Annotated in this window: 26 protein-coding genes; 6 read left to right on the plus strand and 20 right to left on the minus strand. The window is 72.5% G+C overall.

The genetic code is table 11. The features are described from left to right. Positions 1–19: 19 nt before the first annotated feature. Genes HF526_RS05380 through HF526_RS05390 form a run of 3 tightly spaced genes read right to left on the minus strand, consistent with a single transcriptional unit; the run spans position 20 to position 2,603 of the window. Positions 20–853, minus strand: coding sequence for an ABC transporter permease (locus tag HF526_RS05380; RefSeq protein WP_338051308.1), 834 nt, complete (start codon positions 851–853; stop codon positions 20–22). Further along, a complete protein-coding gene (locus HF526_RS05385) occupies positions 850–1,680 on the minus strand; it encodes an ABC transporter permease (RefSeq protein ID WP_169380128.1) in 831 nt (276 codons plus the stop codon). The genes HF526_RS05380 and HF526_RS05385 overlap by 4 nt, the downstream gene beginning before the upstream one ends. Further along, positions 1,680–2,603, minus strand: a complete 924-nt coding sequence (locus tag HF526_RS05390; RefSeq protein WP_338051309.1) for an ABC transporter ATP-binding protein — start codon at positions 2,601–2,603, stop codon at positions 1,680–1,682. The genes HF526_RS05385 and HF526_RS05390 overlap by 1 nt, the downstream gene beginning before the upstream one ends. 88 nt (positions 2,604–2,691) lie before the next feature. Here HF526_RS05390 and HF526_RS05395 point away from each other — a divergent pair, with 88 nt between their 5' ends. Beyond that, positions 2,692–3,390 carry an LppX_LprAFG lipoprotein gene (locus tag HF526_RS05395; RefSeq protein WP_169380130.1) on the plus strand — a complete coding sequence of 233 codons (699 nt, stop codon included), beginning with the start codon at positions 2,692–2,694 and terminating at the stop codon, positions 3,388–3,390. Between the two features lie 5 nt (positions 3,391–3,395). Continuing rightward, a complete protein-coding gene (locus HF526_RS05400; RefSeq protein ID WP_338051310.1) occupies positions 3,396–4,931 on the plus strand; it encodes an MFS transporter in 1,536 nt (511 codons plus the stop codon). 31 nt (positions 4,932–4,962) lie between these two features. Here HF526_RS05400 and ndk read toward each other — a convergent pair whose 3' ends face one another. The 9 genes from ndk to HF526_RS05445 form a co-directional block, all read right to left on the minus strand. Next, on the minus strand, positions 4,963–5,373 hold the full coding sequence (ndk, locus tag HF526_RS05405; protein WP_169380131.1) for a nucleoside-diphosphate kinase: 411 nt from the start codon (positions 5,371–5,373) through the stop codon (positions 4,963–4,965). 21 nt (positions 5,374–5,394) lie between these two features. After that, entirely contained in the window at positions 5,395–5,937 is a 543-nt protein-coding gene (locus HF526_RS05410) for a DM13 domain-containing protein (protein WP_169380132.1), read from the minus strand. 90 nt (positions 5,938–6,027) lie between these two features. Further along, entirely contained in the window at positions 6,028–6,420 is a 393-nt protein-coding gene (locus HF526_RS05415) for a DUF4233 domain-containing protein (protein WP_169380133.1), read from the minus strand. Further along, positions 6,417–7,925 carry a bifunctional tetrahydrofolate synthase/dihydrofolate synthase gene (folC, locus tag HF526_RS05420; protein ID WP_239028315.1) on the minus strand — a complete coding sequence of 503 codons (1,509 nt, stop codon included), beginning with the start codon at positions 7,923–7,925 and terminating at the stop codon, positions 6,417–6,419. The genes HF526_RS05415 and folC overlap by 4 nt, the downstream gene beginning before the upstream one ends. Before the next feature lie 37 nt (positions 7,926–7,962). Next, on the minus strand, positions 7,963–10,599 hold the full coding sequence (locus HF526_RS05425; RefSeq protein ID WP_169380134.1) for a valine--tRNA ligase: 2,637 nt from the start codon (positions 10,597–10,599) through the stop codon (positions 7,963–7,965). Between the two features lie 308 nt (positions 10,600–10,907). Continuing rightward, complete coding sequence (locus HF526_RS05430; RefSeq protein ID WP_169380135.1) at positions 10,908–11,582, minus strand: hypothetical protein; 675 nt, start codon at positions 11,580–11,582, stop codon at positions 10,908–10,910. 90 nt (positions 11,583–11,672) lie between these two features. Next, positions 11,673–11,960, minus strand: coding sequence for a DUF6457 domain-containing protein (locus HF526_RS05435; protein ID WP_169380136.1), 288 nt, complete (start codon positions 11,958–11,960; stop codon positions 11,673–11,675). Between the two features lie 58 nt (positions 11,961–12,018). Then, a complete protein-coding gene (locus HF526_RS05440) occupies positions 12,019–12,156 on the minus strand; it encodes an MFS transporter small subunit (RefSeq protein WP_169380137.1) in 138 nt (45 codons plus the stop codon). Continuing rightward, complete coding sequence (locus HF526_RS05445; protein WP_169380138.1) at positions 12,153–13,538, minus strand: OFA family MFS transporter; 1,386 nt, start codon at positions 13,536–13,538, stop codon at positions 12,153–12,155. Before HF526_RS05445 ends, HF526_RS05440 begins: the two co-directional genes overlap by 4 nt. Before the next feature lie 137 nt (positions 13,539–13,675). On the opposite strand from HF526_RS05445, the gene HF526_RS05450 reads away from it, so the two are divergent. Next, positions 13,676–14,863 carry a CoA transferase gene (locus tag HF526_RS05450; protein WP_169380139.1) on the plus strand — a complete coding sequence of 396 codons (1,188 nt, stop codon included), beginning with the start codon at positions 13,676–13,678 and terminating at the stop codon, positions 14,861–14,863. Between the two features lie 45 nt (positions 14,864–14,908). Here the strand turns inward: HF526_RS05450 and HF526_RS05455 are convergent, their stop codons facing one another. The 7 genes from HF526_RS05455 to HF526_RS05485 all read right to left on the minus strand — a co-directional run bounded on the left by HF526_RS05455 (position 14,909) and on the right by HF526_RS05485 (position 20,779). Further along, a complete protein-coding gene (locus tag HF526_RS05455; RefSeq protein WP_169380140.1) occupies positions 14,909–15,370 on the minus strand; it encodes a GreA/GreB family elongation factor in 462 nt (153 codons plus the stop codon). A 187-nt stretch (positions 15,371–15,557) separates the two neighbouring features. Continuing rightward, positions 15,558–16,835 carry an ATP-dependent Clp protease ATP-binding subunit ClpX gene (clpX, locus tag HF526_RS05460; RefSeq protein ID WP_169380141.1) on the minus strand — a complete coding sequence of 426 codons (1,278 nt, stop codon included), beginning with the start codon at positions 16,833–16,835 and terminating at the stop codon, positions 15,558–15,560. Between the two features lie 199 nt (positions 16,836–17,034). After that, positions 17,035–17,664, minus strand: a complete 630-nt coding sequence (locus HF526_RS05465; RefSeq protein ID WP_169380142.1) for an ATP-dependent Clp protease proteolytic subunit — start codon at positions 17,662–17,664, stop codon at positions 17,035–17,037. Next, on the minus strand, positions 17,661–18,317 hold the full coding sequence (locus tag HF526_RS05470) for an ATP-dependent Clp protease proteolytic subunit (RefSeq protein WP_169380143.1): 657 nt from the start codon (positions 18,315–18,317) through the stop codon (positions 17,661–17,663). The genes HF526_RS05465 and HF526_RS05470 overlap by 4 nt, the downstream gene beginning before the upstream one ends. Before the next feature lie 151 nt (positions 18,318–18,468). Beyond that, the gene (gene tig / locus HF526_RS05475) at positions 18,469–19,968 is read right to left on the minus strand and encodes a trigger factor (protein ID WP_169380144.1); all 1,500 of its coding nucleotides are present in this window, start codon (positions 19,966–19,968) and stop codon (positions 18,469–18,471) included. 165 nt (positions 19,969–20,133) lie between these two features. Then, positions 20,134–20,457, minus strand: coding sequence for a hypothetical protein (locus HF526_RS05480; RefSeq protein ID WP_169380145.1), 324 nt, complete (start codon positions 20,455–20,457; stop codon positions 20,134–20,136). Positions 20,458–20,602: 145 nt separating this feature from the next. Further along, positions 20,603–20,779, minus strand: a complete 177-nt coding sequence (locus HF526_RS05485) for a CsbD family protein (protein ID WP_169380146.1) — start codon at positions 20,777–20,779, stop codon at positions 20,603–20,605. 145 nt (positions 20,780–20,924) lie between these two features. On the opposite strand from HF526_RS05485, the gene HF526_RS05490 reads away from it, so the two are divergent. From HF526_RS05490 to HF526_RS05500, 3 genes are read left to right on the plus strand one after another with little or no spacing between them, the layout of a single operon-like run. Next, positions 20,925–21,626 (plus strand): RNA polymerase sigma factor, encoded by a 702-nt coding sequence (locus HF526_RS05490; RefSeq protein ID WP_338051311.1) that lies wholly within the window; start codon positions 20,925–20,927, stop codon positions 21,624–21,626. Further along, on the plus strand, positions 21,623–22,270 hold the full coding sequence (locus tag HF526_RS05495; RefSeq protein ID WP_239028316.1) for an Asp23/Gls24 family envelope stress response protein: 648 nt from the start codon (positions 21,623–21,625) through the stop codon (positions 22,268–22,270). The genes HF526_RS05490 and HF526_RS05495 overlap by 4 nt, the downstream gene beginning before the upstream one ends. Beyond that, positions 22,264–22,641, plus strand: a complete 378-nt coding sequence (locus tag HF526_RS05500; RefSeq protein ID WP_169380147.1) for an Asp23/Gls24 family envelope stress response protein — start codon at positions 22,264–22,266, stop codon at positions 22,639–22,641. The genes HF526_RS05495 and HF526_RS05500 overlap by 7 nt, the downstream gene beginning before the upstream one ends. Here the strand turns inward: HF526_RS05500 and HF526_RS36790 are convergent. Continuing rightward, positions 22,638–23,372, minus strand: a complete 735-nt coding sequence (locus HF526_RS36790) for a (2Fe-2S)-binding protein (RefSeq protein ID WP_169380148.1) — start codon at positions 23,370–23,372, stop codon at positions 22,638–22,640. The genes HF526_RS05500 and HF526_RS36790 overlap by 4 nt on opposite strands. Positions 23,373–23,641 lie beyond the last annotated feature (269 nt).

Genomic DNA, 23,641 nt, shown 5'->3' on the forward strand with positions numbered 1-23,641 from the left:
GTCGCGGCCAGCCGATGACCTATTTCAGCAGCAGCACGTCGAGCCGGCGGGCCGCGACCGTCACCCCCGCCGCGATCATCACCGCGAAGTAGGCCAGGTGCCCGAGCAGGCCGAGGTGCACCGCGCCGGTGGTGAGCCCCCGCATCAGCTCGACGGCGTGGAACAGCGGCAGGCACTCCACCACCAGCTGCAGCCACCGCGGGTACACCGACAGCGGGTAGAACGTGGTGGCGAACAGGAACATCGGCAGGATCGCCAGCGTCACCAGGTCGAAGTCCTGCCACGAGCGCATGAACGACGTCGCGGCCATCCCGATCGCGGCGAACGCGAACGCCACGACCAGCGCCGCGGGCAGCGCGAGCACCGCCCACGGCGAGGTGAGCAGCCCGAACACCGCCATCACCGACAGGAATCCGGTGGCGTAGAGACCGCCGCGCAGCAACGCCCACCCGATCTCGCCGAGCGCGATGTCCACCGGCCCCAGCGGGGTGGCCAGCATCGCGTCGTAGAGCCGGGCGTACTTGAGCTTGAAGAACACGTTGTAGGTCGAGTCGAACACCGCGCCGTTCATCGCCGACGCCGCGAGCAGCCCGGGTGCGATGAACGCCGCGTAACTGATCATCGCCCCACCCGGTCCGGGCAGCTGCCCCACCAGCGAGCCGAGACCCCGGCCCATCGCGATCAGGTAGAACACCGGTTCGAAGAACCCGGAGACGAAGGCCAGCCAGGTGCGCCGGGACGCGGTGGCCGAACGCAGCAGCAGCACCCGGGAGCGGCCGGCGTAGCTGCCGGCGGGCAGCAGCCGCAGCGCGAGCGGGACCGCAGCGGCGGGCGGCGCGATCGGCGGGGTCACGGCGCGAGCCTCCTGCTGAACCGGCGGGTGGCCAGCCCGGTGCCGACCGCGAGCAGCGCGACCAGATAGGCCAGATGCCCGGCGGCGGCCGCCGGACGCCAGGCGTCGAGGGCGGCGGATCGCGCCAGCTCGGTGCCGTGCCACAGCGGCGAGATCCATGCGATCGGTCGCACGAACGCGGGGAGCCTCTCGATCGGGAAGAACGTCCCGGAGAACAGCGTCATCGGGATGATCACGAACCGGAACAGCGCGTTGAACGCCGAGCCCTCGTTCTCGATCGTCGCGGCGTACGCCATCACCAGCGCCGCCACCGACATCCCGGCCAGCACCGCGACCAGCAGCGACACCACGATCCCCGGGCCGGCCACGCCTCCGAACAGCGCGATCACCGCCACGTAGATCGCGCCGGAGGCGAACATCTTGCACGCGATCCAGACCAGGTGTCCGCCGGCGATCTGCCCGCCGGTGAGCGGGGTGGCCGCCATCGCGTGGTAGACCCGCTGCCACTTGAACCCGGACAGCACCGGGTACGTCGATTCGAACGCCCCGCTCTGCACCGCCGACATGGCGAGCAGCCCCGGCGCGAGCCACACCAGGTAGGCGATGCCGCCGGTGGCCGCCGCGGCGCGGCCGGTGCCGTTGACCAGGGCCCCGAAACCGACCCCGAAGGCCAGCAGGAACAGCAGCGGCTGCAGCACCGAGGACACCACGGTGGCCCGCCAGTTGCGCCGGTACCAGGACCAGTAGTGCTCGACGACGATGAGCCCGCCGCGCAGCCGGCCCGGGGCCGCGGCCGCCGCGCGCGAGGTGGTCTCGGCCGGCGCCATCAGTCGACCAGCGTCCGGCCGGTGAGCCGCAGGAACACGTCCTCCAGCGAGGAGCGGCGGATCAGCTCCGACAGCGGCCGTAGCCCCGCCCGGGCCACCTCGGCCTGCGCGCGCTCGCCGTCGGCGGTGTAGAGCAGGAACCGGTCGGGCAGCTCCTCGACCCGGTCGACGAGTGGTTCCAGGGTGCCCACCGCGGGCCGGTTCTCCGGGGCGAACCGCAGCTCCAGCACCTCCCGGGTGGAGTACCGCTCGATCAGCTCCGCCGGCGTGCCCTCGGCAGCGATCAGCCCGCCGTCCATCACCACGAGCCGGTCGCACAGCTGCTCGGCCTCGTCCATGTAGTGCGTGGTGATGATCTGGGTGACCCCCTCGCGCTTGAGCCGGTAGAGCCGGTCCCACAGCAGGTGCCGGGCCTGCGGGTCGAGGCCGGTGGTGGGCTCGTCGAGCAGCAGCAGCTCCGGGTCGTTGACCAGCGACCGGGCGATCGTCAGCCGCCGCTTCATGCCGCCGGACAGCGGTTCCACCGGATCACCCGCCCGCTCGGTGAGCTGGGCGAACTCCAGCAGCTCCGCGGCCCTCGCCCGCACGTGCCGCCGGGACAGCCCGAAGTAGCGGCCGTAGATCTCCAGGTTCTCCCGCACCGACAACTCGGCGTCGAGGTTGTCCAGCTGCGGCACCACACCGATCCGGGCCCGGATCCGCGGGCCGTCGGGTCCCGGGTCCATGCCCAGCACCTGCAACGACCCCGCAGTGCGCGGCGACACGCAGGCGATCATCCGCATGGTCGAGGACTTCCCGGCCCCGTTGGGGCCGAGGAAACCGAACACCTCGCCGCGCGCCACGTCGACGTCGATGCCGCGGACGGCCTCGAAGGAACCGAAGCGCTTGCGGAGCCCGCGCGCCTGCACCAGAGCATCGGACACATCCAGCACGCTAGCCCGCTTCCCCGACAGTCTGCGCGCCCATTCCGGCCGGCCCGGGGCCGGCGGGACCGCCCGCTACCCTGCCGCCGTGCGACCCCGTCATCTGCTCGCCGCCGTCGCGGCCGGCCTCGTGCTGCTGCTCGCCGGCTGTACCGGCGCGCCGGGCCCCACCACCGCCGCGCTGCCGGCCGCCGCCGACCTGCTGTCCCGCTCGGCGGCGGCGATGAAGCAGGTGAGGACGGTCGGGGTGGACATCCAGGTCGATCCGGCGTTGAGCACGGTCCCGGTGCGCGCCGCGACCGGCTCGCTCACCGCGGCGGGCGACGCCGTCGGCTCGGTCACGCTGGCCCAGGGCGGCACACCCGTCGAGTTCGAGTTCGTGGTGGTCGGCGGCAAGATCTACCTGAAGGGCCCCACCGGCGGGTTCGGCCCGCCGATCCCGGTCAGCCTGGCCGCCGGCTTCTACGACCCGACGGTCGTCCTGGACCCGCAGCGCGGCGTGGCCCGGCTGCTGGCGACCGCGACCCCGGGCGCGACCGAGGCGAAGGAGACCGTGGACGGGGTCGACAGCTACCGGGTGCCGGCCACGCTCGCCCCCGACGCGGTGGCCGCGCTGGTGCCCGGGGTGAGCGGCCCGGTCAAGGGCCTGCTGTGGATCGACGCCGCGACCTCGCGGCTGGTCAAGGCCGAGCTGCAGGTGCCGGCCGGTCCCGGCAGCGCGACCGGCCCGGCGACGGTGCAGCTGCACGACTACGACGCGCCGGTCAGCGTCACCGCCCCCGCGTAGCCCCGGTGGACCAGACCGCCGCCCCGGCGGCCACCAGCACCCCCGCCCCCGTCCGGCGGCCCCGGCTGGCGATCGGCATCGCGGGGCTCGCGGTGCTGCTGGCCGCGCTCGACGGCTACGTGGTGGTCACCGTGCTGGTGACCATCGTGGTCGACCTCGGTGTGCCGGTGAACCGGCTCGAACGGGCCACCCCGCTCGTCACCGGCTACCTGCTCGGCTACGTCGCGGCGATGCCGCTGCTCGGCCAGCTGTCCGACCGCTACGGCCGCCGCCGGGTGCTGCAGGTCTGCCTGCTCGCGTTCGCCGCCGGCTCCGCGATCACCGCGGCCGGTCCGGACCTGGCGACGGTGATCGGCGGGCGGGCGCTGCAGGGCGTGGCCGGCGGTGCGCTGCTGCCGGTGAGCATGGCGCTGGTCGGTGACCTGGTGGCCGGACGCCACCGGGCCGCGGCGCTGGGCGCGGTGAGCGCGGCCGAGCAGCTGGGCAGCGTGCTCGGCCCGCTGTACGGGGTGGGGCTGGCCGTGCTGATCGGCTGGCGCGGGCTGTTCTGGGTCAACCTGCCGCTCGCGCTGGCCGCGGTCGCGGCCGTGCAGGTCGCGGTGCCGCGTGGTGAGCCGGCCGGTGCGCCCCGCACCCGGGTGGACGTGGTCGGCGGGCTGCTGCTCGCCACCGGTCTCGGTCTGCTCGTGGTCGGGCTCTACAACGGCGATCCGGCCCGGTCGGTGCTCGCGGCGGACGCGCCGTGGTGGCTGGCAGGCGCCGGGGTCGCGCTGCTGGCCTTCGCCGGCTGGGAGACGCGGGCCCGGACCCGGCTGTTCGACCCGGCCGGGGTGCACAGCCGGCCGGTGGCGGCGGGCCTGGTGGTCGGCTTCGTCGTCGGCACGGCGCTGATGGTGACGCTGGTCGACGTGCAACTGCTCGGGCAGACGCTGCTCGGTCGTGACGCCGTCGACGCGGCGCTGTTGCTCACCCGGTTCCTCGTCGCGCTGCCGGCCGGGGCGCTGCTCGGTGGGCTGCTTGCGCCGCGGGCCGGTGACGCGGCGGTGGCCGTGCTCGGCATGCTCACCGCGGCGACCGGATTCCTGCTGATGTCGCGCTGGCCTGCCGATCCGGTGAGCGCCCGGCATTCCGCCGGGCCGGTGTCGCTACCGGTGCTGGACACCGACCTGGTGCTGGCCGGTCTCGGCCTGGGCCTGGTCGTCGCGCCGGTGGCGGCCGCGGTGCTGCGCGCGGTGCCGGCCGACCGGCGCGGGGTCGCCTCGGCGGCGACCGTGGTCGCGCGCAGCACCGGGATGCTGGTCGGCGTGGCGGTGCTGACCACCTGGGGCCTGCACCGTTTCCGGCAGCTGACCGCCGGGCTCGTGACGCCACTGCCGTTCGGGGTGGCGCCCGGCGTCTACCGGGAGCAGCTCGCGCGCTACACCGAGGCGCTGCGCGCCGCGCTGCTCACCCAGTACCGGGAGATCTTCGGGATCACCGCGCTGATCTGCCTGCTCGGGGCGGTCGCCGCCGTGGGGCTGGTGACCCGGCGCCGGGGCTGACCGGCCCCGGCTACCCCGGCAGGCTCCGCACTCACAGGTTCGGGAACCAGAGCTTGATCTCGCGGGCGGCCGACTCCACCGAGTCCGAACCGTGCACCAGGTTGTATTGGGTCTCCAGGCCGAAGTCGCCGCGGATGCTGCCCGGGGCCGCCTTCTCCACCGGGTCGGTGCCGCCGGCGACCTGCCGCCAGGCCGCGATCGCGCGAGGGCCCTCGGCGACGGCGGCGAGCACCGGGCCGGAGGTGATGAACTCGAGCAGGGATTCGAAGAAGGGCTTGCCGTCGTGCTCGGCGTAGTGCTGGGCCGCCAGCTCCCGGTCGACGGTGCGCAGCTCGATCGCCACCAGGTCGAGCCCCTTGCGCTCGATCCGGGCGAGGACCTCGCCGATCAGCTTGCGCGAGACACCGTCGGGCTTGACCAGGACAAGGGTGCGTTCTGTCACGCTCTCCAGCGTATAGCCGGATCAGATCGCGGTCGGCCGCAGGGCCGCGGCCCCGAAGGAGACGTCGAAGCGGCCGCACCAGATGCTCACACTGGTCAGCGTGGGCAGGTCGGCGTCGGCCGGGATCGGGTAGTTGGAGCTGCCGACGTTGCCCTTGAGATCACCCAGGTCGACGTGGCGGGCATCCTCGAACAGGTACCAGCCGTCGCGGCCGGGCAGCACCGGGGCATCGGTCAGCCACACCTCGAGCTGCGGGCCGTTGCTGGTGACGAGGTTCTCCAGGCGCAGCACGCGGGAGCCGTCGGTGAGCCGGAGGATCTGCACGGTGCCGCTGGTGGCGTGCTCGTGGCTGATCAGCTCACCGCCGGCCAGGACGGCGGGCATCACCTGCGGCCCGTCCCCGGGGATCGCAGCGACGGGAACGGGCTCCTCGACGACCTGGTCGACGAAGAGCTTCCACGGCTGGAACCACCACACCGCGACCACGACCAGCACCACGCCGACGACGAACCCGAGGTGGACGGCCGGGCGCCGCAGCAGCGGATGACGGGCGGTGCGCTCCATGCTTCATAGTGCACCCCGTTCGCCCGGGCGGTTACGGCTGCGAGCAGCAACCGGTTACGCCCGCACGGACCCGCCGGGCATCGCCGCCGGTCACTGCCGCTGGCTGGGCAGCTCTCCCCGGGCCATCTTCTGGGCGACGTCGCGGCGCATGAGCAGCAGGCCGCCCCAGACCAGTGCGAAGACCAGGCCCATGATGCCCAGTGCAAGTACGAACACCCCGCAGGCGATCATGACGGCCTGCAGCACGAGAGCCAGGCCGAGGCCCCACGGCCGCCGCTGCAGGCCAGCCGCGACGATCATCGCGATCGCCAGCCCGAGCATCGCGGTCACCCCGGCCGCGGTCGCACCGTCGCCGAACTTGGGCAGCACCAGCAACGCGAGCAGCACCACGATCGACTCGAGGATCAGCGTCGCGGCGAAGACGCCGCGGATGCCCTTCATCGGATCCGGGCGGGGCGCGGCCGGCTGCTCGGGCGGGGTCATGCCGGCTCCCTGCCGAACAGCGTGCGGGCCTCCCCCGCGGTCACCACCGAGCCCGTGATGATCACACCCACGCCGGAGTCCCCACCCTCCTCGGCCAGTTCCACGGCCTGCTCGACGGCTTGGCCCAGCATCGGCTCGACGCTGACCCGGTCGGCGCCGAAGACCTCGACGGCGATCGCGGCCAGCTCGTCGGGACCCATCGCGCGCGGCGAGGAGTTCGCGGTGATCACGACCTCGTGGACGGCGGGTTCGAGCTCGGTGAGCAGGCCGCGGGCGTCCTTGTCGCGCATCACGCCGATCACCGCGACGAGCCGGGTGAACCGGAACTCCGACACCAGCGCCGCGGCCAGCGCCCGGGCGCCGTGCGGGTTGTGCGCGGCGTCGGTGAGCACGGTGGGCGCGTTGCGCAGCCGCTCCAGGCGCCCCGGCGAGATCACTTTCGCGAACGCCGCGCGCACGGCGTCGGGGTCCAGCGGCTGCGCCGGCCCGGCCCCGAGCAGCGCCTCGGCCGCGGCCAGCGCGATCGCCGCGTTGGACGCCTGGTGCTCGCCGTGCAGCGGCAGGAAGATGTCGTCGTAGCGCCCGCTGAGGCCCTGCAGCTCGAGGCGCTGTCCGCCGACGGCGAGCTCGCGCTCCCGCACCCCGAACTCGGCGCCCTCGCGGGCCACCTGGGCGCCGACCTCGGCGGCCCGCTCGATGAGCACCTGGGCCACGGCGCGGTCCTGCGCCGCGAGCACCGCGACCGAACCGGGCTTGATGATCCCGGCCTTCTCCCGGGCGATGCCGAGGATGTCGGTGCCGAGGTACTCCGCGTGGTCCAGCCCGATCGGGGTGATCACCGCGACCGCGCCGTCGACGACGTTGGTCGCGTCCCAGCGCCCGCCCAGGCCGACCTCGACGACCCCGGCCTCCACCGGGGCGTCGGCGAACGCGGCGAAGGCCATCGCGGTGAGCACCTCGAACTTGCTCATCGCGGGCCCGTCGCCGCGCTTGGCGTCGATCAGCTCGACGAACGGGATGACGTCGCGGTAGATCTGCACGTACCGCTCCGGGCTCAGCGGGCGGTTGTCCAGGTTGATCCGCTCCGTGGCGCGCTGCAGGTGCGGGCTGGTGTAGCGCCCCGTGCGCAGCCCCACCTCGGTGAGCAGCGCGTCGACCATCCGCGCGGTCGACGTCTTGCCGTTGGTGCCGGTCAGGTGCACCACCGGGTAGCCGCGGTGTGGCTCGCCGAGCGCGTCGACCAGCGCGGCGATCCGGTCCAGCGACGGCTCCATGACCGTCTCGGGCCAGCGCTTGTCCAGCTCGGCCTCGACGGCCAGGAACTCGGCGAAGCCGGCGACGGTCGAGGAGGCCGGGACGACGTCCGGGGTGTCACCGCCCCGGATGGCGTCGAGCACGTGGGCGATGACCGCGTCCTGCGCGGTCTCCTCGGGCGAGCGGACCTCCCCCTCACCCTCGGGGAGCTCGCCGTGCTCGGGCTCGGTGTCGTCCCAGCGATCCGTCATGCCTGCACCTTCCCGGCGCCTGGGACTCGCGGCGTCCTCACGATGCCGGCAGCGCCGCGAGCCGTGCGGTCACCCGCTCGATGTCGGCCAGCGCCGTCTCGCGCCGGGCCCGGATACCGTCGACGACCGTGGCGGGGGCCTTCTCGGTGAACTTCGGGTTACCCAGCTTCCTGTCGGCCTGCTCGAGTTCCTTCTGCGCCGCCACCAGGTCGCGGGCCAGCCGGGCACGCTCGGCCGCCACGTCGATCGCGCCGGAGGTGTCCAGCTCGACGTGCACACCGCCGCCCGGCAGCCCGACCTCGACGGTCGCGGTCGGCGCGAACTCCGCACCCGGGGTGTCGAGGCGGGTCAGGAACGCCACCGCCTTGCGGTGCCCGCCCAGGCCGGCCTCGTCCAGCCCGACGAGCTTGGCCGCCACCGACCGCTTGTCCGGCAAGCCCTGCTCGGTGCGGAACCGGCGCACCTCGGTGATCAGCTTCTGCACCGCGGCGACCCGGTCGAAGGCTCCCTGGTCGACCGCACCACCAGTGTCCCCGGCGGTGGGCCAGGGCGCGATGACGACGGACTCGCCGCCGGTCAGCGCGGTCCACAGCGCCTCGGTGACGAACGGGATGATCGGGTGCAGCAGCCGCAGCAGCGCGTCGAACACGTGACCGAGCACCGCCCGGGTGCCCTCGGCCAGCTCCGGGTCGGCCAGCTGCGGTTTGGCCAGCTCCAGGTACCAGTCGCAGAGCTCGTCCCAGGTGAAGTGGTAGAGCCCCTCGGTGGCCTTGGAGAACTGGAAGTCCTCCAGGAGCGCGTCGGTCTGCTCGCGGACCTCGGCCAGCCGGCCCAGGATCCACGCGTCCGCGTCGGTGCGGCGCTCGGCCGGGGGCAGCGCAGCGGCCGGGTCGGCGCCGTTGGCCAGCGCGAACCGGGTCGCGTTCCACAGCTTCGTGGTGAAGTTGCGCGACCCGGCGACCCACTCGGTGGACAGCGACATGTCCGTGCCCGGGTTGGAGCCGCGCGCGATGGTGAACCGCAGCGCGTCGGCACCGAACTCGTCGATCAGCGCGAGCGGGTCGATCGTGTTGCCCCTGGACTTCGACATCTTCTTGCCGTGCTCATCGCGGATGAGCCCGTGCAGGTAGACGTGCTCGAACGGCGGCACCCCGTCCATCGCGTGCAGCCCGAACATCATCATCCGGACGACCCAGAAGAACAGAATGTCGTAGCCGGTGACCAGCACCGACGTCGGGTAGTAGTGCTCGAGATCGGCCGTCTGCTCGGGCCAGCCGAACGTGGAGATCGGCCACAGGCCCGAGGAGAACCAGGTGTCGAGGACGTCCTCGTCCTGGCGCCAGCCCGCACCCGACGGCGGCTCCTCGTCCGGGCCCACGGCCACGACCTCGCCGTCCGGCCCGTACCAGACCGGGATGCGGTGGCCCCACCACAGCTGCCGGCTGATCGTCCAGTCGTGCATGTTGTCGACCCAGTCGAAGAAGCGCTTCTCCAGCTCCTTCGGGTGGATCGTGACGCGCCCGTCGCGGACCGCGTCGCCCGCGGCCTTGGCCAGCGGCTCGACGCGCACGAACCACTGCTTGGACAGCCGCGGCTCGACGATCGTGTCGCACCGGCTGCAGTGTCCGACGGCGTGGACGTAGGGCCGCTTCTCGGCGACGATCCGGCCCTGCGCGCGCAGTTCCTCGCGGATCGCCTCGCGCGCGGCGAAGCGGTCCATCCCGTCGAAGCGGGTACCGGAGTTCGTGACGACGCCGCTCTCGTCGAGGATCGAAGGCATCGGCAGGTTGTGCCGCTGGCCGATCTCGAAGTCGTTCGGGTCGTGTGCCGGGGTCACCTTCACCGCGCCGGTGCCGAAGGACGGGTCGACGTGGTCGTCGGCGACGACCGGGATCCGGCGGCCGACGATCGGCAGCTCGATCTCCTTGCCGATCAGGTGCTGATAGCGCTCGTCGTCGGGGTGCACCGCGACGCCGGTGTCACCCAGCATCGTCTCCACCCGCGTGGTGGCGACGACGATCGAGTCCTCGCCGTCGCCGTAGCGGATCGAGACGAGCTCGCCGGAGTCGTCGTGGTGGTCGACCTCGATGTCGCTCAGCGCCGTGTGGCACCGCGGGCACCAGTTGATGATCCGCTCGGCGCGGTAGATGAGGCCCTCGTCGAACAGCCGCTTGAACATCGTCTGGACGGCACGGGACAGCCCCTCGTCGAGGGTGAACCGCTCACGCGACCAGTCGACGCCGTCGCCGAGGCGGCGCATCTGGCCGAGGATCGAGCCGCCGGACTCGGCCTTCCACTGCCAGACCTTGTCGACGAACACCTCCCGGCCGAGGTCGTGCCGGGTCGTGCCGCCGGCGGCGAGCTGGCGCTCGACGACGTTCTGGGTCGCGATGCCGGCGTGGTCCATGCCGGGCAGCCACAGCGCGTCGTAGCCCTGCATCCGGCGGCGCCGGGTCAGGATGTCGATCAACGTGTGGTCCATGGCGTGCCCGAGGTGCAGGCTGCCGGTGACGTTGGGCGGCGGGATGACGATGGAGAACGGCGGCTTGCCGCTGGTGGGGTCGCCCTGGAAGTAGCCCCGGTCCACCCACCGCTGGTACATGCCGCCCTCTACCTCGCCCGGGTTCCACTTGGCGGGGAGGTCGGCGGTGCGGGGTGGGAGGGTGTCGGTCACCCCACCGATTCTACGAGTTCCACGCGAACCGGTTCCGCGACCCCGTGATCGCCGGCTCGCGGCCCTGAGCAGCGGAAAACCGGGGCGGCGCCGGGGGCCCGGGCGAGCCCGGCTCCCCGGGCCCCGCGATGCACCCGTTGACACTGGTCAGAGGGTCTGCTAGGCCGAATCGGCCCGTCCACCGGCGGCCGTCCCGGGCCGGGTCGACCGGTCCGGAGAGCGGCAGGGTCTGCCGCCATCGCGCCATCGGATCGCCGCGCCCGCCGGTGGCCGGCGAGCGCCCGGCACGGCCGCCCGGTCCGGCCACGTCAGCCCGGCAGCAGCACCGCGTGCAGCCGGTCGAAGCCCAGCACCGGGGCCAGCCGCCGCTGCCGGACGGCATCCGGGTCCAGCGCCCGCACCGACCCGCTGGTCGGCTCGTACACCCGCCAGGCGCTGCCGGCCCCGGCCACCGGGCCGAGCGCGAGCACGTAGTGCCGGGGCGCGGCGCGGCCGACCAGCAACGGCACCGGGCGCCCGGAGGCCAGCGCCGTCCCCACGGCAGCGATCGCGTCGTCCAGGTCGGGCGCCGACACGTCGTCCACGAGCCGCAGCCGGTACCGGCCCGCGCCGGGGAGGTTGTCGCGCAGCCAGCGGAGCATCCCCCACGGCGTGGTGCCGAGCGCGCGGGGCCAGAACCGGTTGGTCTGCCGGTGGACCTGGTGCTGGCGAGCGTCGAACCGGGCACCGAAATCCGCGCCGGCGCCGTCCAGCCGCTGCGCCTGCGCCGCGTCGGCCCACGCCGCCAGCACGACCAGTACCGCGCTGCCGCACGTGGTCGGATCGGCCTGGTCGAGCCGGACCCCGCCGTGGCGCTGCTCCCCCACCACCCCGGTGAGCAACGCCCGGCCCGTGATCCGGCACCCCCCGGCGCCCGGACGCGGAGACCGTCGCCGCATCACGACGCGCTGCACCCGGCGCGCGAGCCCGCACACCGTGCGCATGGCTCCTCCTCGGTCACCCCGCCGTTGTCACAAACGCAGGAGCGGGGCGTGCCTGGGGTGCGCATGGCAGGACTGTCGCCCGCCGGAGAATCAGCCGCGCTGCTCCTGATCACCGGCCGGGACCCCACGCTCGGAGTCGCTGTCCCAGCCCTCGGCCAGGCCCGTGACCTTCTCGGCGTAGTCGCGGGCCGCCACCACCGGGTCGTCGGCCCGCCCGGCCGCCAGCCCGACCAGGAACGCGGTGACCGGGGCGGCCGGCCGGCTCACGCCGTGGGCCACGTCGGAGGTCATGTCCAGCACCATGTCGACACTGGCATCGGTGTCCACCGCGCCCTCCAGGCCGAGTTCACGGCAGACGGCAGTGACCCATTCGGACATTGCTCGTGATTCGTCACTCATCTGTGGCCTCATACCCGCGGCGGCGCCGTCCCACCCGTCAGTGCCCGAAAAGGGAGGGGATCTTGAGCAGGAGCTGCCAGAGCCCGTAGGCGAACGGTACCACCACCCACAGCCAGGCCAGGACCATCACGATCATGGGCGGGCGGCCCTCGCCGCTGCCCTCCGCGGTGCTCATGCCTGCACCCCTGCCTTCCCCGTCGCGGCCGTCGTCGAGGACGGCTCGTGCCACTTCTCGTTGACCGGCCGCACCAGCTCGTTGGCGATGAAGCCGGCGACAAGGAGAACGATCATGACCGTGAACGCCGGTGTGTACCGGCCGGGCCCCGCGACGCCTGCATGGATCTCCGCGTCGGCGATCGCGTTGACGATCACCGGGCCGAGCACACCGGCGGTGGACCACGCGGTGAGCAGCCGGCCGTGGATCGCGCCGACCTGGTAGGTGCCGAACAGGTCCCGCAAGTAGGCCGGGGCCGTCGCGAACCCGGCGCCGTAGAACGACAGGATCAACAGCGCACAGATCAGGAAGAGGACCTTGTCGGTGTTGGTCGTCAACGTGATCGTCAGGTAGAGCAGGGCCCCGACGCCCAGGTAGAGCCGGTAGATGTTCTTGCGCCCGATGAGGTCCGACGCCGACGACCACAGGAACCGGCCGAGCATGTTGGCCAGCGACAGCATGGCGACGAAGCCCGCCGCGGCGGCGGCCACGGCTGCGGTCGGCGAGACGCCGCCGAAGAAGTCGGTGTAGATCGGCGCGGCCCGCTCCAGGATGCCGATGCCGGCCGTCACGTTGAAGCACAGGACGACCCAGAGCAGCCAGAACTGCGGCGTCTTGATCGCGTTCCGCGCGGAGACGCTGGCCGAACTGATCATCGAGCCGGCCTTCTGCTCCGTCGGCGTCCAGCCCGCGGGCTTCCAGTCGTCGGCCGGGACCCGGATCAGCAACCAGCCCACCGACATGAAGACCGCGTAGACGATGCCGTGGATCAGGAAGGCCTCGGCGATACCGTTCGGGTTGGGGTTGTTCCCGGTCGCGCCGAAGGCCTGCAGCATCGACTGCGACCACGGGGACGCGATGAGCGCGCCGCCGCCGAAGCCCATGATCGCGATGCCGGTCGCCATCCCGGGCCGGTCCGGGAACCACTTGATCAGCGTCGAGACCGGCGAGATGTAACCGATCCCGAGGCCGATGCCGCCGACGAAGCCGTAGCCGAGCACGACCAGCCAGTACTGCCGGGTGTAGATCCCGAGCGAGCCGATCAGGAAGCCGCCGCAGAAGCACACGGTGGCGATGACCATGGCCCAGCGCGGGCCGTTCGTGTCCACCCTCGTGCCGAACAGCGCCGCCGAGAGCCCGAGCATCACGATGCCGAGGGTGAACGGCAGCGCGCTCGCGACGCCCGAGATGCCGAGGCCCTTCTCCAGGGGGGCCTTGAACACGCTCCAGGCGTAGACCTGGCCGATCGCCAGGTGGATGGACAGCGCCGCGGGCGGAACGAGCCAGCGGCTCCACCCCGGTGGCGCCACGATCCGGGATCTTTCCAGGAAGCCAGCGGCCATCCGGGGATCTCCTTGCGCAGTGATGGACTCGTCGTTACGCGGTGAAACCTAGGACTCCGCCATCCGGCGGTGCAAGCTCTGGCGAGTGGGGGAATCGTGATCTCCGACGGCCACCATCGGTGTGCCTAGGATGGGGCGTGCCCGCTGCGTCGACCGGCCCTCTCGCCGGAGTCACCGTCGTGTCCCTCGAGCACGCGGTGTCCGTGCCCTACGCCAGCCGGCTGCTCGCCGATCTCGGCGCCGACGTCGTCAAGATCGAACGTCCCGGCGGTGGTGATTTCGCGCGGCACTACGACAGCGCGTGCGGCGAGGTCTCCTCGTACTTCGCGTGGATCAACCGCGGCAAGCGGTCGGTGATGCTCGACCTCAAGGACCCGGACGGCCTGGCCGCCGCGCACCGGCTGGTCGAGCGCGCCGACGTGGTGCTGGCCAACCTCGGGCCGGGCGCGACCGCGCGGCTCGGCCTCGACGGTGACACGCTGCGCGCGCGGCGCCCCGAACTGATCACCTGCGAGCTGACCGGGTACGGCGACGGCGGGCCCTCCTCGGGCCGCAAGGCCTACGACGCGCTCATCCAGTCCGAGGCCGGGCTCCTGGAGCTGACCGGCGACGGACCGGTGACCGCGCGCACCGGCATCTCGGTGGCCGACATCGCGGCCGGGGTCCAGGTGCAGTCGGCCGTGCTGGCGGCGCTGCTGCACCGGGCGCGGACCGGCGAGGGCGCCACGCTGCGCATCACCCTGCTCGAGGCGCTCGCCGAGTGGATGCACCAGCCCATGCTCTACGCGCTGGGCACCGGGACGCCGCCGCCGCGGACCGGCGGCCACCACGCGTCGATCGCCCCGTACGGACCGTTCACCTGCGGCGACGGCGTCGCCGTGCACCTGGCGGTGCAGAACGAGCGCGAGTGGGTGCGGTTGTGCACCGTGGTGCTGGCTCGCCCGGAGCTGGCGACCGACCCGCGGTTCGCCACGGTCCGCGAGCGGGTGCGCCACCGCGACGCCCTGCACGCCGAGCTGCACCGGCGGTTCGACGAGCTCACCGCCGACGAGCTGGGCGCGCTGCTCGACACCGCGGACGTCGCCTGGTCCCGGGTGGGGCTGGTCGCCGACCTGACGGCGCATCCGCAACTCGTGGCCCGCGACCGATGGCATGCGGTGCCGGTGCCCGGCGGGGACGACGTGCCCATGCTCGCGCCGCCGGTCGACTCCTCGGCCTGGCCGGCCCCGTCCGGGCACATCGTCCCGGCGCTGGGGGCCGACACCCGGGACGTGCTCGCCGAGCTCGGCTACAGCGAGGCCGAGATCGACAAGCTCGCCGGGTAGCGACGCGGCGCCACGCGCCGGGCCGGCGGTCCGCCGCAACCGCCCCTACGCCGGGCGGCGGATCGTGGCGATGCGCGCCCGCAGCCTGCCCTCCGGCGCCTGCCAGCTGATCTCCTCCCCCTGCTCCGCGCCGAGCAACGCGCGGCCCAGCGGGCTGTCCGGGGTCACCTCGGGGACGTCCTCGTCGGGGACGGCGATGACCTGCACCGTCTCCGTCGTCCCGTCCTCGTACCGCAACGTCACCACGCTGCCGATGCCGACGCGGTCCGGGCGGGTCTCGTCGCGGGACCCGGGCGCGGTGTAGAGCAGGTGGAGGATGTCGTTGATCCGCCGGTCGATCCAGTCGAGATCGTCGCGGCGCTCGGTCATCTCGCCCTGCTCACCGAAGTCCTTCGGCTCGTCGTCGACCTCGAAGTCCTCCTCGAGCTCACGGCGCCGGGTGCGGAGCAGCGCGAGTTCGTCGAGCAGGGCATGGCGTTCGTCGTGGCCCGTCGTGGTTTCCGCCATCGCCACCTCCGATCCGGGGTCGACCCCACGGTGGCACCCGGATGCCGGCTGCGCCCCCGGCCTGGCAGGCCGGGAGCCGTGGCACCGGTTCCGCCCGCCGGGGCGGGTCGTGCGGTCGCAGCGGGCCCGTCGGACGCCGAACGGCGGCCCGCACTGTGCGGACCGGCGTTCGAGCGGAGTGCCGGACTCAGGCGGAGCGCTCCCGCCGCTCCCGGCGCGCCGGCGTGCGGGGGACGATCGTCGGGTTGACGTTCTCCCGCACGGTCTGCTCGGTCACGACCACCTTCGCCACGTCGTCGCGGCTCGGGATGTCGTACATGACCGGCAGCAGCACCTCTTCCATGATGGCCCGCAGGCCACGGGCGCCGGTGCCGCGCAGGATGGCCTGGTCGGCCACCGCCTCGAGCGCGTCGTCGGTGAACTCCAGTTCCACGCCGTCCATCTCGAACAGCTTGTGGTACTGCTTCACCAGCGCGTTCCGCGGCTCGGTCAGGATCTTGACCAGGGCCTCCTTGTCCAGCGAGGTCACCGAGGCCACCACGGGCAGCCGCCCGATGAACTCCGGGATCAGGCCGAACTTGATCAGGTCCTCGGGCATGGTGTCGGCGAAGCTCTCGGCCGACTCCAGGTCGTTCTTCGAGCGGATCTCGGCACCGAAGCCGAGGCCGCGCCGGCCGACCCGGTCGCCGATGATCTTCTCTAGCCCGGCGAACGCACCGGCCACGATGAACAGCACGTTCGTGGTGTCGATCTGGATGAACTCCTGGTGCGGGTGCTTGCGCCCGCCCTGCGGGGGCACCGACGCGGTCGTCCCCTCCAGGATCTTCAACAGCGCCTGTTGCACACCCTCGCCGGAGACGTCACGGGTGATCGACGGGTTCTCCGACTTCCGGGCGATCTTGTCGACCTCGTCGATGTAGATGATCCCGGTCTCGGCCCGCTTCACGTCGTAGTCGGCGGCCTGGATGAGCTTGAGCAGGATGTTCTCGACGTCCTCACCGACGTAGCCGGCCTCGGTCAGGGCGGTGGCGTCGGCGATCGCGAAGGGAACGTTGAGCAGCTTGGCGAGTGTCTGTGCCAGGTAGGTCTTCCCGCACCCGGTCGGGCCGAGCATCAGGATGTTGGACTTCGCGAGCTCGACGCCGTCACCGTCGCCGCGGCCCTTGTCCCCCGCCTGGATCCGCTTGTAGTGGTTGTAGACAGCAACGGACAGCGTCCGCTTCGTCTGGCTCTGGCCAACCACGTACTGATCGAGGAAGTCGTGGATCTCGGCCGGCTTGGGCAGCTCGTCGAGCTTCACCTCACCGGCTTCGGCGAGTTCCTCTTCGATGATCTCGTTGCAGAGATCGATGCACTCGTCGCAGATGTAGACACCCGGTCCAGCGATGAGCTTCTTGACCTGTTTCTGGCTCTTCCCGCAGAACGAGCACTTGAGCAGGTCACCGCCGTCACCGATGCGTGCCATGAGTGCAGACCCCAGTCCCATCCGGCGCGCCCGGCGGCGCGCCCGTTCGTGACGGTACCTGCCGATCACGGCTACCGGGGAGCGTCGGAGTACTCCTATTCGGCAACGTGTCGGCAGACGGTCGACGTCGGGCCGATTTTACGGCCGCGACGGCCGGTCCAGGGCCGTTCCGACCCCGGACCCGGCGGTAGCGCAGGTGTCAGCCGACCGCAGACAGCTTCCGGCTCTGGATGATCTCGTCGACGATCCCGTAGTCCTTGGCCTCCTCGGCCGTCAGGATCCGGTCACGCTCGATGTCCTCGTGGACCTGCTCGGAAGTACGCCCGGTGTGCTTGGCCAGCGTCGTCTCGAGCAGCCGGCGCATCCGGGTGATCTCCCGCGCCTGGATCTCCAGGTCGGACACCTGACCGTAGAAGCCCTCGGTGGCCGGCTGGTGGATCAGGATGCGCGCGTTCTGCACCGCGAGACGGCGGCCCGGGGTACCGGCGGCCAGCAGCACCGCGGCGGCGGACGCGGCCTGCCCGAGGCAGACCGTCTGGATGTCCGGCCGGATGAACTGCATCGTGTCGTAGATCGCCATCAGCGAGGTGAACGAGCCACCCGGCGAGTTGATGTACATGCTGATCTCACGGTCCGGATCCGCGGACTCCAGGCACAGCAGCTGCGCCATGACGTCGTTGGCCGACGCGTCGTCGATCTGCACCCCGAGGAAGATGATGCGCTCCTCGAAGAGCTTGTTGTACGGGTTCGACTCCTTGACCCCGTAGCTCGTCCGCTCGACGAACGAGGGCAGCACGTAACGGGACTGCGGCATCTCGAACTTGCTCATCGGGCACTCCCGTTCTCGCTGGTGGCGCTGTTCGGCAGCTGGCCGGCGCGGGAGATCACGTGGTCGACGAAGCCGTACTCCAGCGCCTCCTGCGCGGTGAACCACCGGTCACGGTCGAAGTCGGCCATGATCCGCTCCACCGGCTGCCCGGTGTGCTCGGAGATCAGCTCCGCCATCTCCTGCTTGTGCCGGCGGAACAGCTCGGCCTGGATGGCGATGTCGGACTCGGTGCCACCGACACCGGCCGAGGGCTGGTGCATGAGGATCTGGCAGTGCGGGAGCGCGTAGCGCTTGCCCCGGGCCCCCGCCGACAGCAGGAACTGCCCCATCGAGGCCGCCAGCCCCATCCCGTACGTGGCCACGTCGCACTCGATGAATTCCATCGTGTCGTAGATGGCCATCCCCGCGGTGACCGAGCCACCCGGAGAGTTGATGTAGAGCGAGATGTCGGCTGTCGGGTCCTCCGCCGACAGCAGCAGCATCTGCGCTGCGATCCGGTTGGCGATGTCGTCGTCGACCTGCTGCCCGAGCACGATGATCCGCTGCTGCAGCAGCCGTTCGTACACCGAGTCGGACAGCGTCATCGACGCCGCCGCGGAGCGCATCTGCGTAAGGCGGTCCGCGCTACGCGGGCCGGTGTCCTGCTGGCTCACTTCACCCTGCCTTCTGCTGGCTAGCTCGCGTTGTCCGGTCCGGCCAGACCCAAGTGGATCTGTGAGGACCGACCCTACGCGGACGCCGTGCCCGGCGTCCGCGAACCGGGAGGTTGTTCGCTGTGGGCGCAGACGACGCCCGGCGCGGACGTCAGGCCTTGGTCGAGGAGGCCGTACCGGACGTGTCCGCGTCGTCCCCGGCCGGGGCGTCGGCGGCCGCCTCGGTGGTCTCGGTGGTCTCGGTGGTCCCGGTGGTCTCGGTGGTCCCGGCGGTCTCCGCGGCCTCGTCCTCGGCGCCCGGGACCTCGACCACCTCGACCCCGTCGTCCTCCGGGCCGAGCAGGTCGGACAGGTCGACGGCGTTGCCCTGCTGGTCGGTTACCGTCGCCGCGCGCACCGCCGTGATCAGCGCCTTGCTGCGCCGCACGTCGGAGTAGATCGCGCCGAGCTGACCGGCCTGCTGGATGCGCTGGACGAACTCCTCCGGCGCCATCCCGTACTGCTGGGCCTGGAAGACGATCCGCTCGGTGAGCTCCTGGTCGTTGACCGAGACCTGCTCGGCGTCGGCCAGCGCGTCGAGCACCAGGCGGGTCTTCACCGAGCGCTCGGCCTCGTCGCGGGTCTCGGTGTCGAACTGCTCCCGGGTCCGGCCCTGGCTCTCCAGGAACTCGCCGAACTTCTCCTCGTCGTGGTCGAAGCTGTGCACCGCGTCGTGCAGGCGGGAGTCGACCTCGGCGCTGACGACGCTCTCCGGGAGCGGCACCTCGGTGGCGTCGACCAGCGCCTCGAGGACCTTGTCCCGAGCCTGGGTCACCTGCTCCATCCGGCGCACCCGGCCGAGCCGCTCACGCAGGTCGGCGGTGAGCTCGTCGAGGGTGTCGAACTCACTGGCCAGCTGGGCGAACTCGTCGTCGGCGTCGGGGAGCTGACGCTCCTTGACCGCGGTGACCTTCACAGTGACCTCGGCGTCGCGGTCGGCGTACTCGCCGGCGACCAGCTTCGAGGTGAACGTGCGCGACTCGCCCGCCGACAGCCCGGTGATGGCCTCGTCGATGCCGTCGATCAGCCCGCCCTGGCCCACCTGGTAGGAGAACCCGGTGGTGGTGGCCTCCTCGACGGGCGTGCCGTCGACGGTGGCGGACAGGTCGATCTGGACGAAGTCGTCCTGGGCCGCGGGGCGCTCGACACCGGTCAGCGTGCCGAAGCGGGCGCGCAGCGACTGGAGCTGCTCGTCGACCTGCTCATCCGTGACCTCGACATCGTCGACGGAGACGGACAGGCCGTCCATGTCGGGCAGCGTGATCTCCGGGCGGACGTCGACCTCGGCGGTGAACGCGAGCTTCTCGCCGTCGGCGATCTCGGTGACCTCGATGTCGGGCCGACCGATCGGCCGGACCTCCTCCGACGCGGTGACGGCCTCGCTGTACTTCGCCGGGATGGCCTCGTTCACGACCTCGTCGAGCACCACGCCGCGGCCCAGCCGGGCCTCCAGGAGCCGGGCCGGCGCCTTGCCGGGCCGGAAGCCCGGGATCCGGACCTGCTTGGCGATCTTCTTGTACGCGCGGTCGAAGTCGGGCTTGAGCTCGTCGAACGGCACCTCGACGTTGATGCGGACGCGCGTCGGGCTGAGGTGCTCGACGGTGCTCTTCACGGTGGGTACTCCTTGGACGGACAGACGGAAAGCATGCGGACTCACGTACCGGTCGCGGGAGGCGACCACGGCGCCCTCGAACGGCACCGCTCTTACGCGCGAGTCTAGGCGAGACGGGTGTGACGGCGTCCGGCCGCCCAGGGGGCGGCGCCGCGGACCGGCCGCTCAGCGCCGCCCGGCCCCCTCTCCGACGACGTCGGCGAAGGTGACCTCGACCGGGACCGGACCGAGCACGGCGCGGACCAGTGCGCCGAGTTCGCCGGCCAGCCGCGGCAACGGGGCGCCCGCCCGGACCACCACCGCGATCTCGGCGGCCTCGCCGGCGGCGCCGACCCGGACCCCGAGCAGCCGCCGCCGGCCGGGCAGATAGGAGGCGACGGAACCGAACGGACCACCGTCCAACCGGGCCACCGCGGGGTGCGCCAGGACCGCGGCGGCGACGGCGTCGGGGCCGGGGGCGGCGCCACGGCGGGCGGGCGTGTCGGTCACGCGCGAAGACTACTGAGCACGACGGGCCCCTGCCCGGCACGACCAGACCGGCGCGAAGAGACACGGAGAACACCGGCGCGAAGAGAGCGGCACCCCGGGAGTACTCCTCCGAGGTGCCGCTCGCGAGACGCGACCCTGAGGCGCGTCAGCTCTTCGTGAAGGCGTCCTTCACCTTCTCGCCGGCCTGCTTGATGCGCCCGGCGAACTGGTCCTTCTTGCCCTCGGCCTGCAACTCCCGGTCGCCGGTCGCCTCGCCGGCGACCGCCTTGGCCGTGCCCGAGACTTCCTGGGCCTTGTTCTCGACCTTGTCGGACAAGCTCATCGCAGCCTCCTCGTCGATCGGATGACATCGGCGCCGCCGTCCGGCGGGCGATGCCGTTGCGCCCTTACGCTGCCCCTACCCGGTGTCGCCGGATCTTGACCCTGTCGTGATCGGCATCACATCGACGGAAAGTGAGCGGAGACCGGTGCGGGCCACTCAACGCGCGGATGTGCACGGACCGGCCACCGGCGCGCCCGACGTCCCCGCGACGGTGGGACCGACGGCGCCGGTCCCGGCCCCATCCGGCCCGGCCGGGCCCGGTCCCGCGCCGTCCGCGGCCGCATCGCGGGCGGCCGCCGTCGAACTCGACGAGACGACGCTGGTCGTGCGCGCCCAGGAGGGCGACGTGCGGGCGTTCGAGGTGCTCGCCCTGCGCCATCAGGCCGCGCTCTACCGGCTCGCCGTGCGCGTGATGGGCAACCCCCCCGACGCCGAGGACGCGCTGCAGGAGGCCCTGCTCGACGCGTGGCGCCGGATCGGCCGGTTCCACGGCGACTCGGCGTTCTCCACCTGGATGTACCGCGTGGTCACCAATCGCTGCATCAGCATGCTCCGCCGGCGCCGTCCTGCCGTGCCGGTGGCCGAGGTGGGCGATCTCGCCGAGCTCACCACCGGCCCCGGGGGCTCCCCGGAGCGCGCCGCGGAGGTGGACGCGGGAATGGCCGCACTGGGCTCCGCGCTTGCGGATCTGCCCGACGACCAGCGGATCTGCTGGGTGCTCCGGGAACTCGAGGGCCTCGGGTACGCCGAGATCTCCGAGATCACCGGCGCGGGCGAGTCGACGGTGCGCGGCCGGATCCACCGCGCACGGACACGGTTGGCGGAGGCGATGCGGTCATGGCGATGAACGGGGAGGTGAACCGGGCTCCGGACGCGGCGGCGGGCCGGCTGCCCGGCCCCGGCGACGAGCCGGACACCGCCATCGCACCGCTGGCCTGCGGGCGCGACGCGGCTGCGGTGTGGGACCACGCCACGGCGGGCACACTCGACGAGCACGAGCGCGGCTGCCCGCACTGCGCCGCGGCGATCGCGGACGCCCGTCGGCTCGACGGCGTCGTGCACCGGATGGCGGCCGAGCCGCTGACCCCGCCGCCGTCGGTGATGGAGCGGGTGATGGGCGCGGTGCTGGCCGAACTGCGGCCCTACGACGTGATCTCGCTGGCGTCCCCGCACGGCCCGGCACGACTCAGCCGCCCGGCGGCGGCCGCGGTGCTGCGGCACGTCGTCGACGGGATGGGCGGGGTGCACGCCCGCAGTTGCCGGATCGAGCAGGTGGAGCAGGCCGGCGACGTGCCACACATCTCGGGCGGTCCGGCCGCCGCGGTCACGGTGGCGATGACCGTGACCGCACGCTTCGGCGTCGACCTCGCCTCGGTCGCGGCCCGGGTGCGCCAGATGGTGATCGCCGCGGCCGGGCAGGCGCTGGGCGTGCCGGTGCAGCGGGTGGACATCGAGGTGGTCGACGTGTTCGACGATCGGGGGCAGTGGTGAACGAGGGGGCCGGTGCAGGACCGGACGGTGTCCGGTTCCACGTCGGGGACGCCGTGGTCGCCCGGGTCGCGGCACAACGGGCCCGCGAGGTCCCGGGAGTGGTGGCCCTGCGGGCCGACCTGGCACAGGCGCTGCTCGGCCTGGCCGGCTCGGTGCTGGGCCCGGACCGGGTCCGACCGGCCACCGACGGGGTGACGGCCACCGTGCAGGGCGACCGCGCGGAGGTCGCGTTGACCATCGTCACCCGGCTCGGCCACAACTGCCGCGACCTGGCCCGGGCGGTGCAGCAGGAGGTGGCCGAGGCGGTGGCGAGCTACACGGGCCTCGACGCCGAGGTGCGGGTGACGATCGCCGACGTCCGGCTGGACTAGCCGCGCGACCGGGCCGCCCGCAGGTTGAGCACGCAGTCGGCGCAGGTCCCGCCGCCGGGAACCTTGTAGTACAGGCAGCAGGACCGGCGCTGGAAGGTCCATCCGACGTCCGCGCCGACGGCCGGACGGCGCTCCCCCGCACCGGCGAACGGGCCGCGCGCGAGCACGCCGGCGGCGACCTGCGCAGCCCGCTCGGCGGCCGCCGGGCGGCTGCTGCCGATCAGCCGCTTCGCCGCCGCGACCGACGACGCCGCGTTGCCCCACAGCAGCCGCTCGGAGATCGGTACCTGGGCCCGGACGGCGGCGACCAGCGGGCCCAGGTGCTCGGTGACCAGCAGCGCGGTCAGCCGGTCGGCGGCCTCGCCGAGGTCGTCGGGCAGCACCTCGCCGCGCGGGTCTGCCAGCCACAGCGGCCACGGCCCGGTCACCGACACCCGCCAGTGCAGCGCGCCCGCCGTGACCGCGGGCAGCATCCCGTGCAGCACCACGACGGCCAGCGGGGCGGACAGCACCCGCGCCGCCATGCCCTGGAAGGCGATCGAGGCCGCCACCCGCTCGTCGCCGTCGAGTACCCGGCGCACGTGCGCGATGCGGGCCCGCAGGGGCTCGGGATCGGTGTACAGGTCGGTCATCGGGCGCCAGGTCGGGTCCACCTGTTCGGCCGGGTTGGTACCGATCGCGAAGAACGGCCCGAACTCCCCGACGTCGGCCAGCGCCGCGCACACGTCCACCCGGACAGTCTCTCCCGGGCCCGCGGCCCGGTCGAATGGAGCAGCGCGCATTGCCTCGCGGGCGTACCGCCGGGTAGCCGTCCACCGGTCGAGCAGACCACTGTGGCATTCCAGACGGCCAGAAGCGCGATGAAATCGCAGGTCAGAGCGTAGTCACGGTGGTCACTGCTACGTTTACTGGCGCATCACCGGCCCTGCATGCGACTCTTTGGGAGCAAAACCGCACCCGACGCTGCGTGCGGTCGCACCGTGCACTGGGCCGGTCGGCG

It is taken from the genome of Pseudonocardia acidicola, assembly GCF_012911935.1.
Lineage (GTDB): Bacteria > Actinomycetota > Actinomycetes > Mycobacteriales > Pseudonocardiaceae > Pseudonocardia > Pseudonocardia acidicola.

What these genes read in the sequence shown, in the direction of transcription:
- HF526_RS05385 (WP_169380128.1), bottom strand. Translation starts at nt 1,680, where the DNA reads ATGGCGCCGGCCGAGACCACCTCGCGCGCGGCGGCCGCGGCCCCGGGC.
- HF526_RS05410 (WP_169380132.1), bottom strand. Translation starts at nt 5,937, where the DNA reads ATGGAGCGCACCGCCCGTCATCCGCTGCTGCGGCGCCCGGCCGTCCAC.
- HF526_RS05415 (WP_169380133.1), bottom strand. Translation starts at nt 6,420, where the DNA reads ATGACCCCGCCCGAGCAGCCGGCCGCGCCCCGCCCGGATCCGATGAAG.
- folC (WP_239028315.1), bottom strand. Translation starts at nt 7,925, where the DNA reads ATGACGGATCGCTGGGACGACACCGAGCCCGAGCACGGCGAGCTCCCC.
- HF526_RS05430 (WP_169380135.1), bottom strand. Translation starts at nt 11,582, where the DNA reads ATGCGCACGGTGTGCGGGCTCGCGCGCCGGGTGCAGCGCGTCGTGATG.
- HF526_RS05435 (WP_169380136.1), bottom strand. Translation starts at nt 11,960, where the DNA reads ATGTCCGAATGGGTCACTGCCGTCTGCCGTGAACTCGGCCTGGAGGGC.
- HF526_RS05440 (WP_169380137.1), bottom strand. Translation starts at nt 12,156, where the DNA reads ATGAGCACCGCGGAGGGCAGCGGCGAGGGCCGCCCGCCCATGATCGTG.
- HF526_RS05445 (WP_169380138.1), bottom strand. Translation starts at nt 13,538, where the DNA reads ATGGCCGCTGGCTTCCTGGAAAGATCCCGGATCGTGGCGCCACCGGGG.
- HF526_RS05455 (WP_169380140.1), bottom strand. Translation starts at nt 15,370, where the DNA reads ATGGCGGAAACCACGACGGGCCACGACGAACGCCATGCCCTGCTCGAC.
- clpX (WP_169380141.1), bottom strand. Translation starts at nt 16,835, where the DNA reads ATGGCACGCATCGGTGACGGCGGTGACCTGCTCAAGTGCTCGTTCTGC.
- HF526_RS05465 (WP_169380142.1), bottom strand. Translation starts at nt 17,664, where the DNA reads ATGAGCAAGTTCGAGATGCCGCAGTCCCGTTACGTGCTGCCCTCGTTC.
- HF526_RS05485 (WP_169380146.1), bottom strand. Translation starts at nt 20,779, where the DNA reads ATGAGCTTGTCCGACAAGGTCGAGAACAAGGCCCAGGAAGTCTCGGGC.
- HF526_RS05495 (WP_239028316.1), top strand. Translation starts at nt 21,623, where the DNA reads ATGAACGGGGAGGTGAACCGGGCTCCGGACGCGGCGGCGGGCCGGCTG.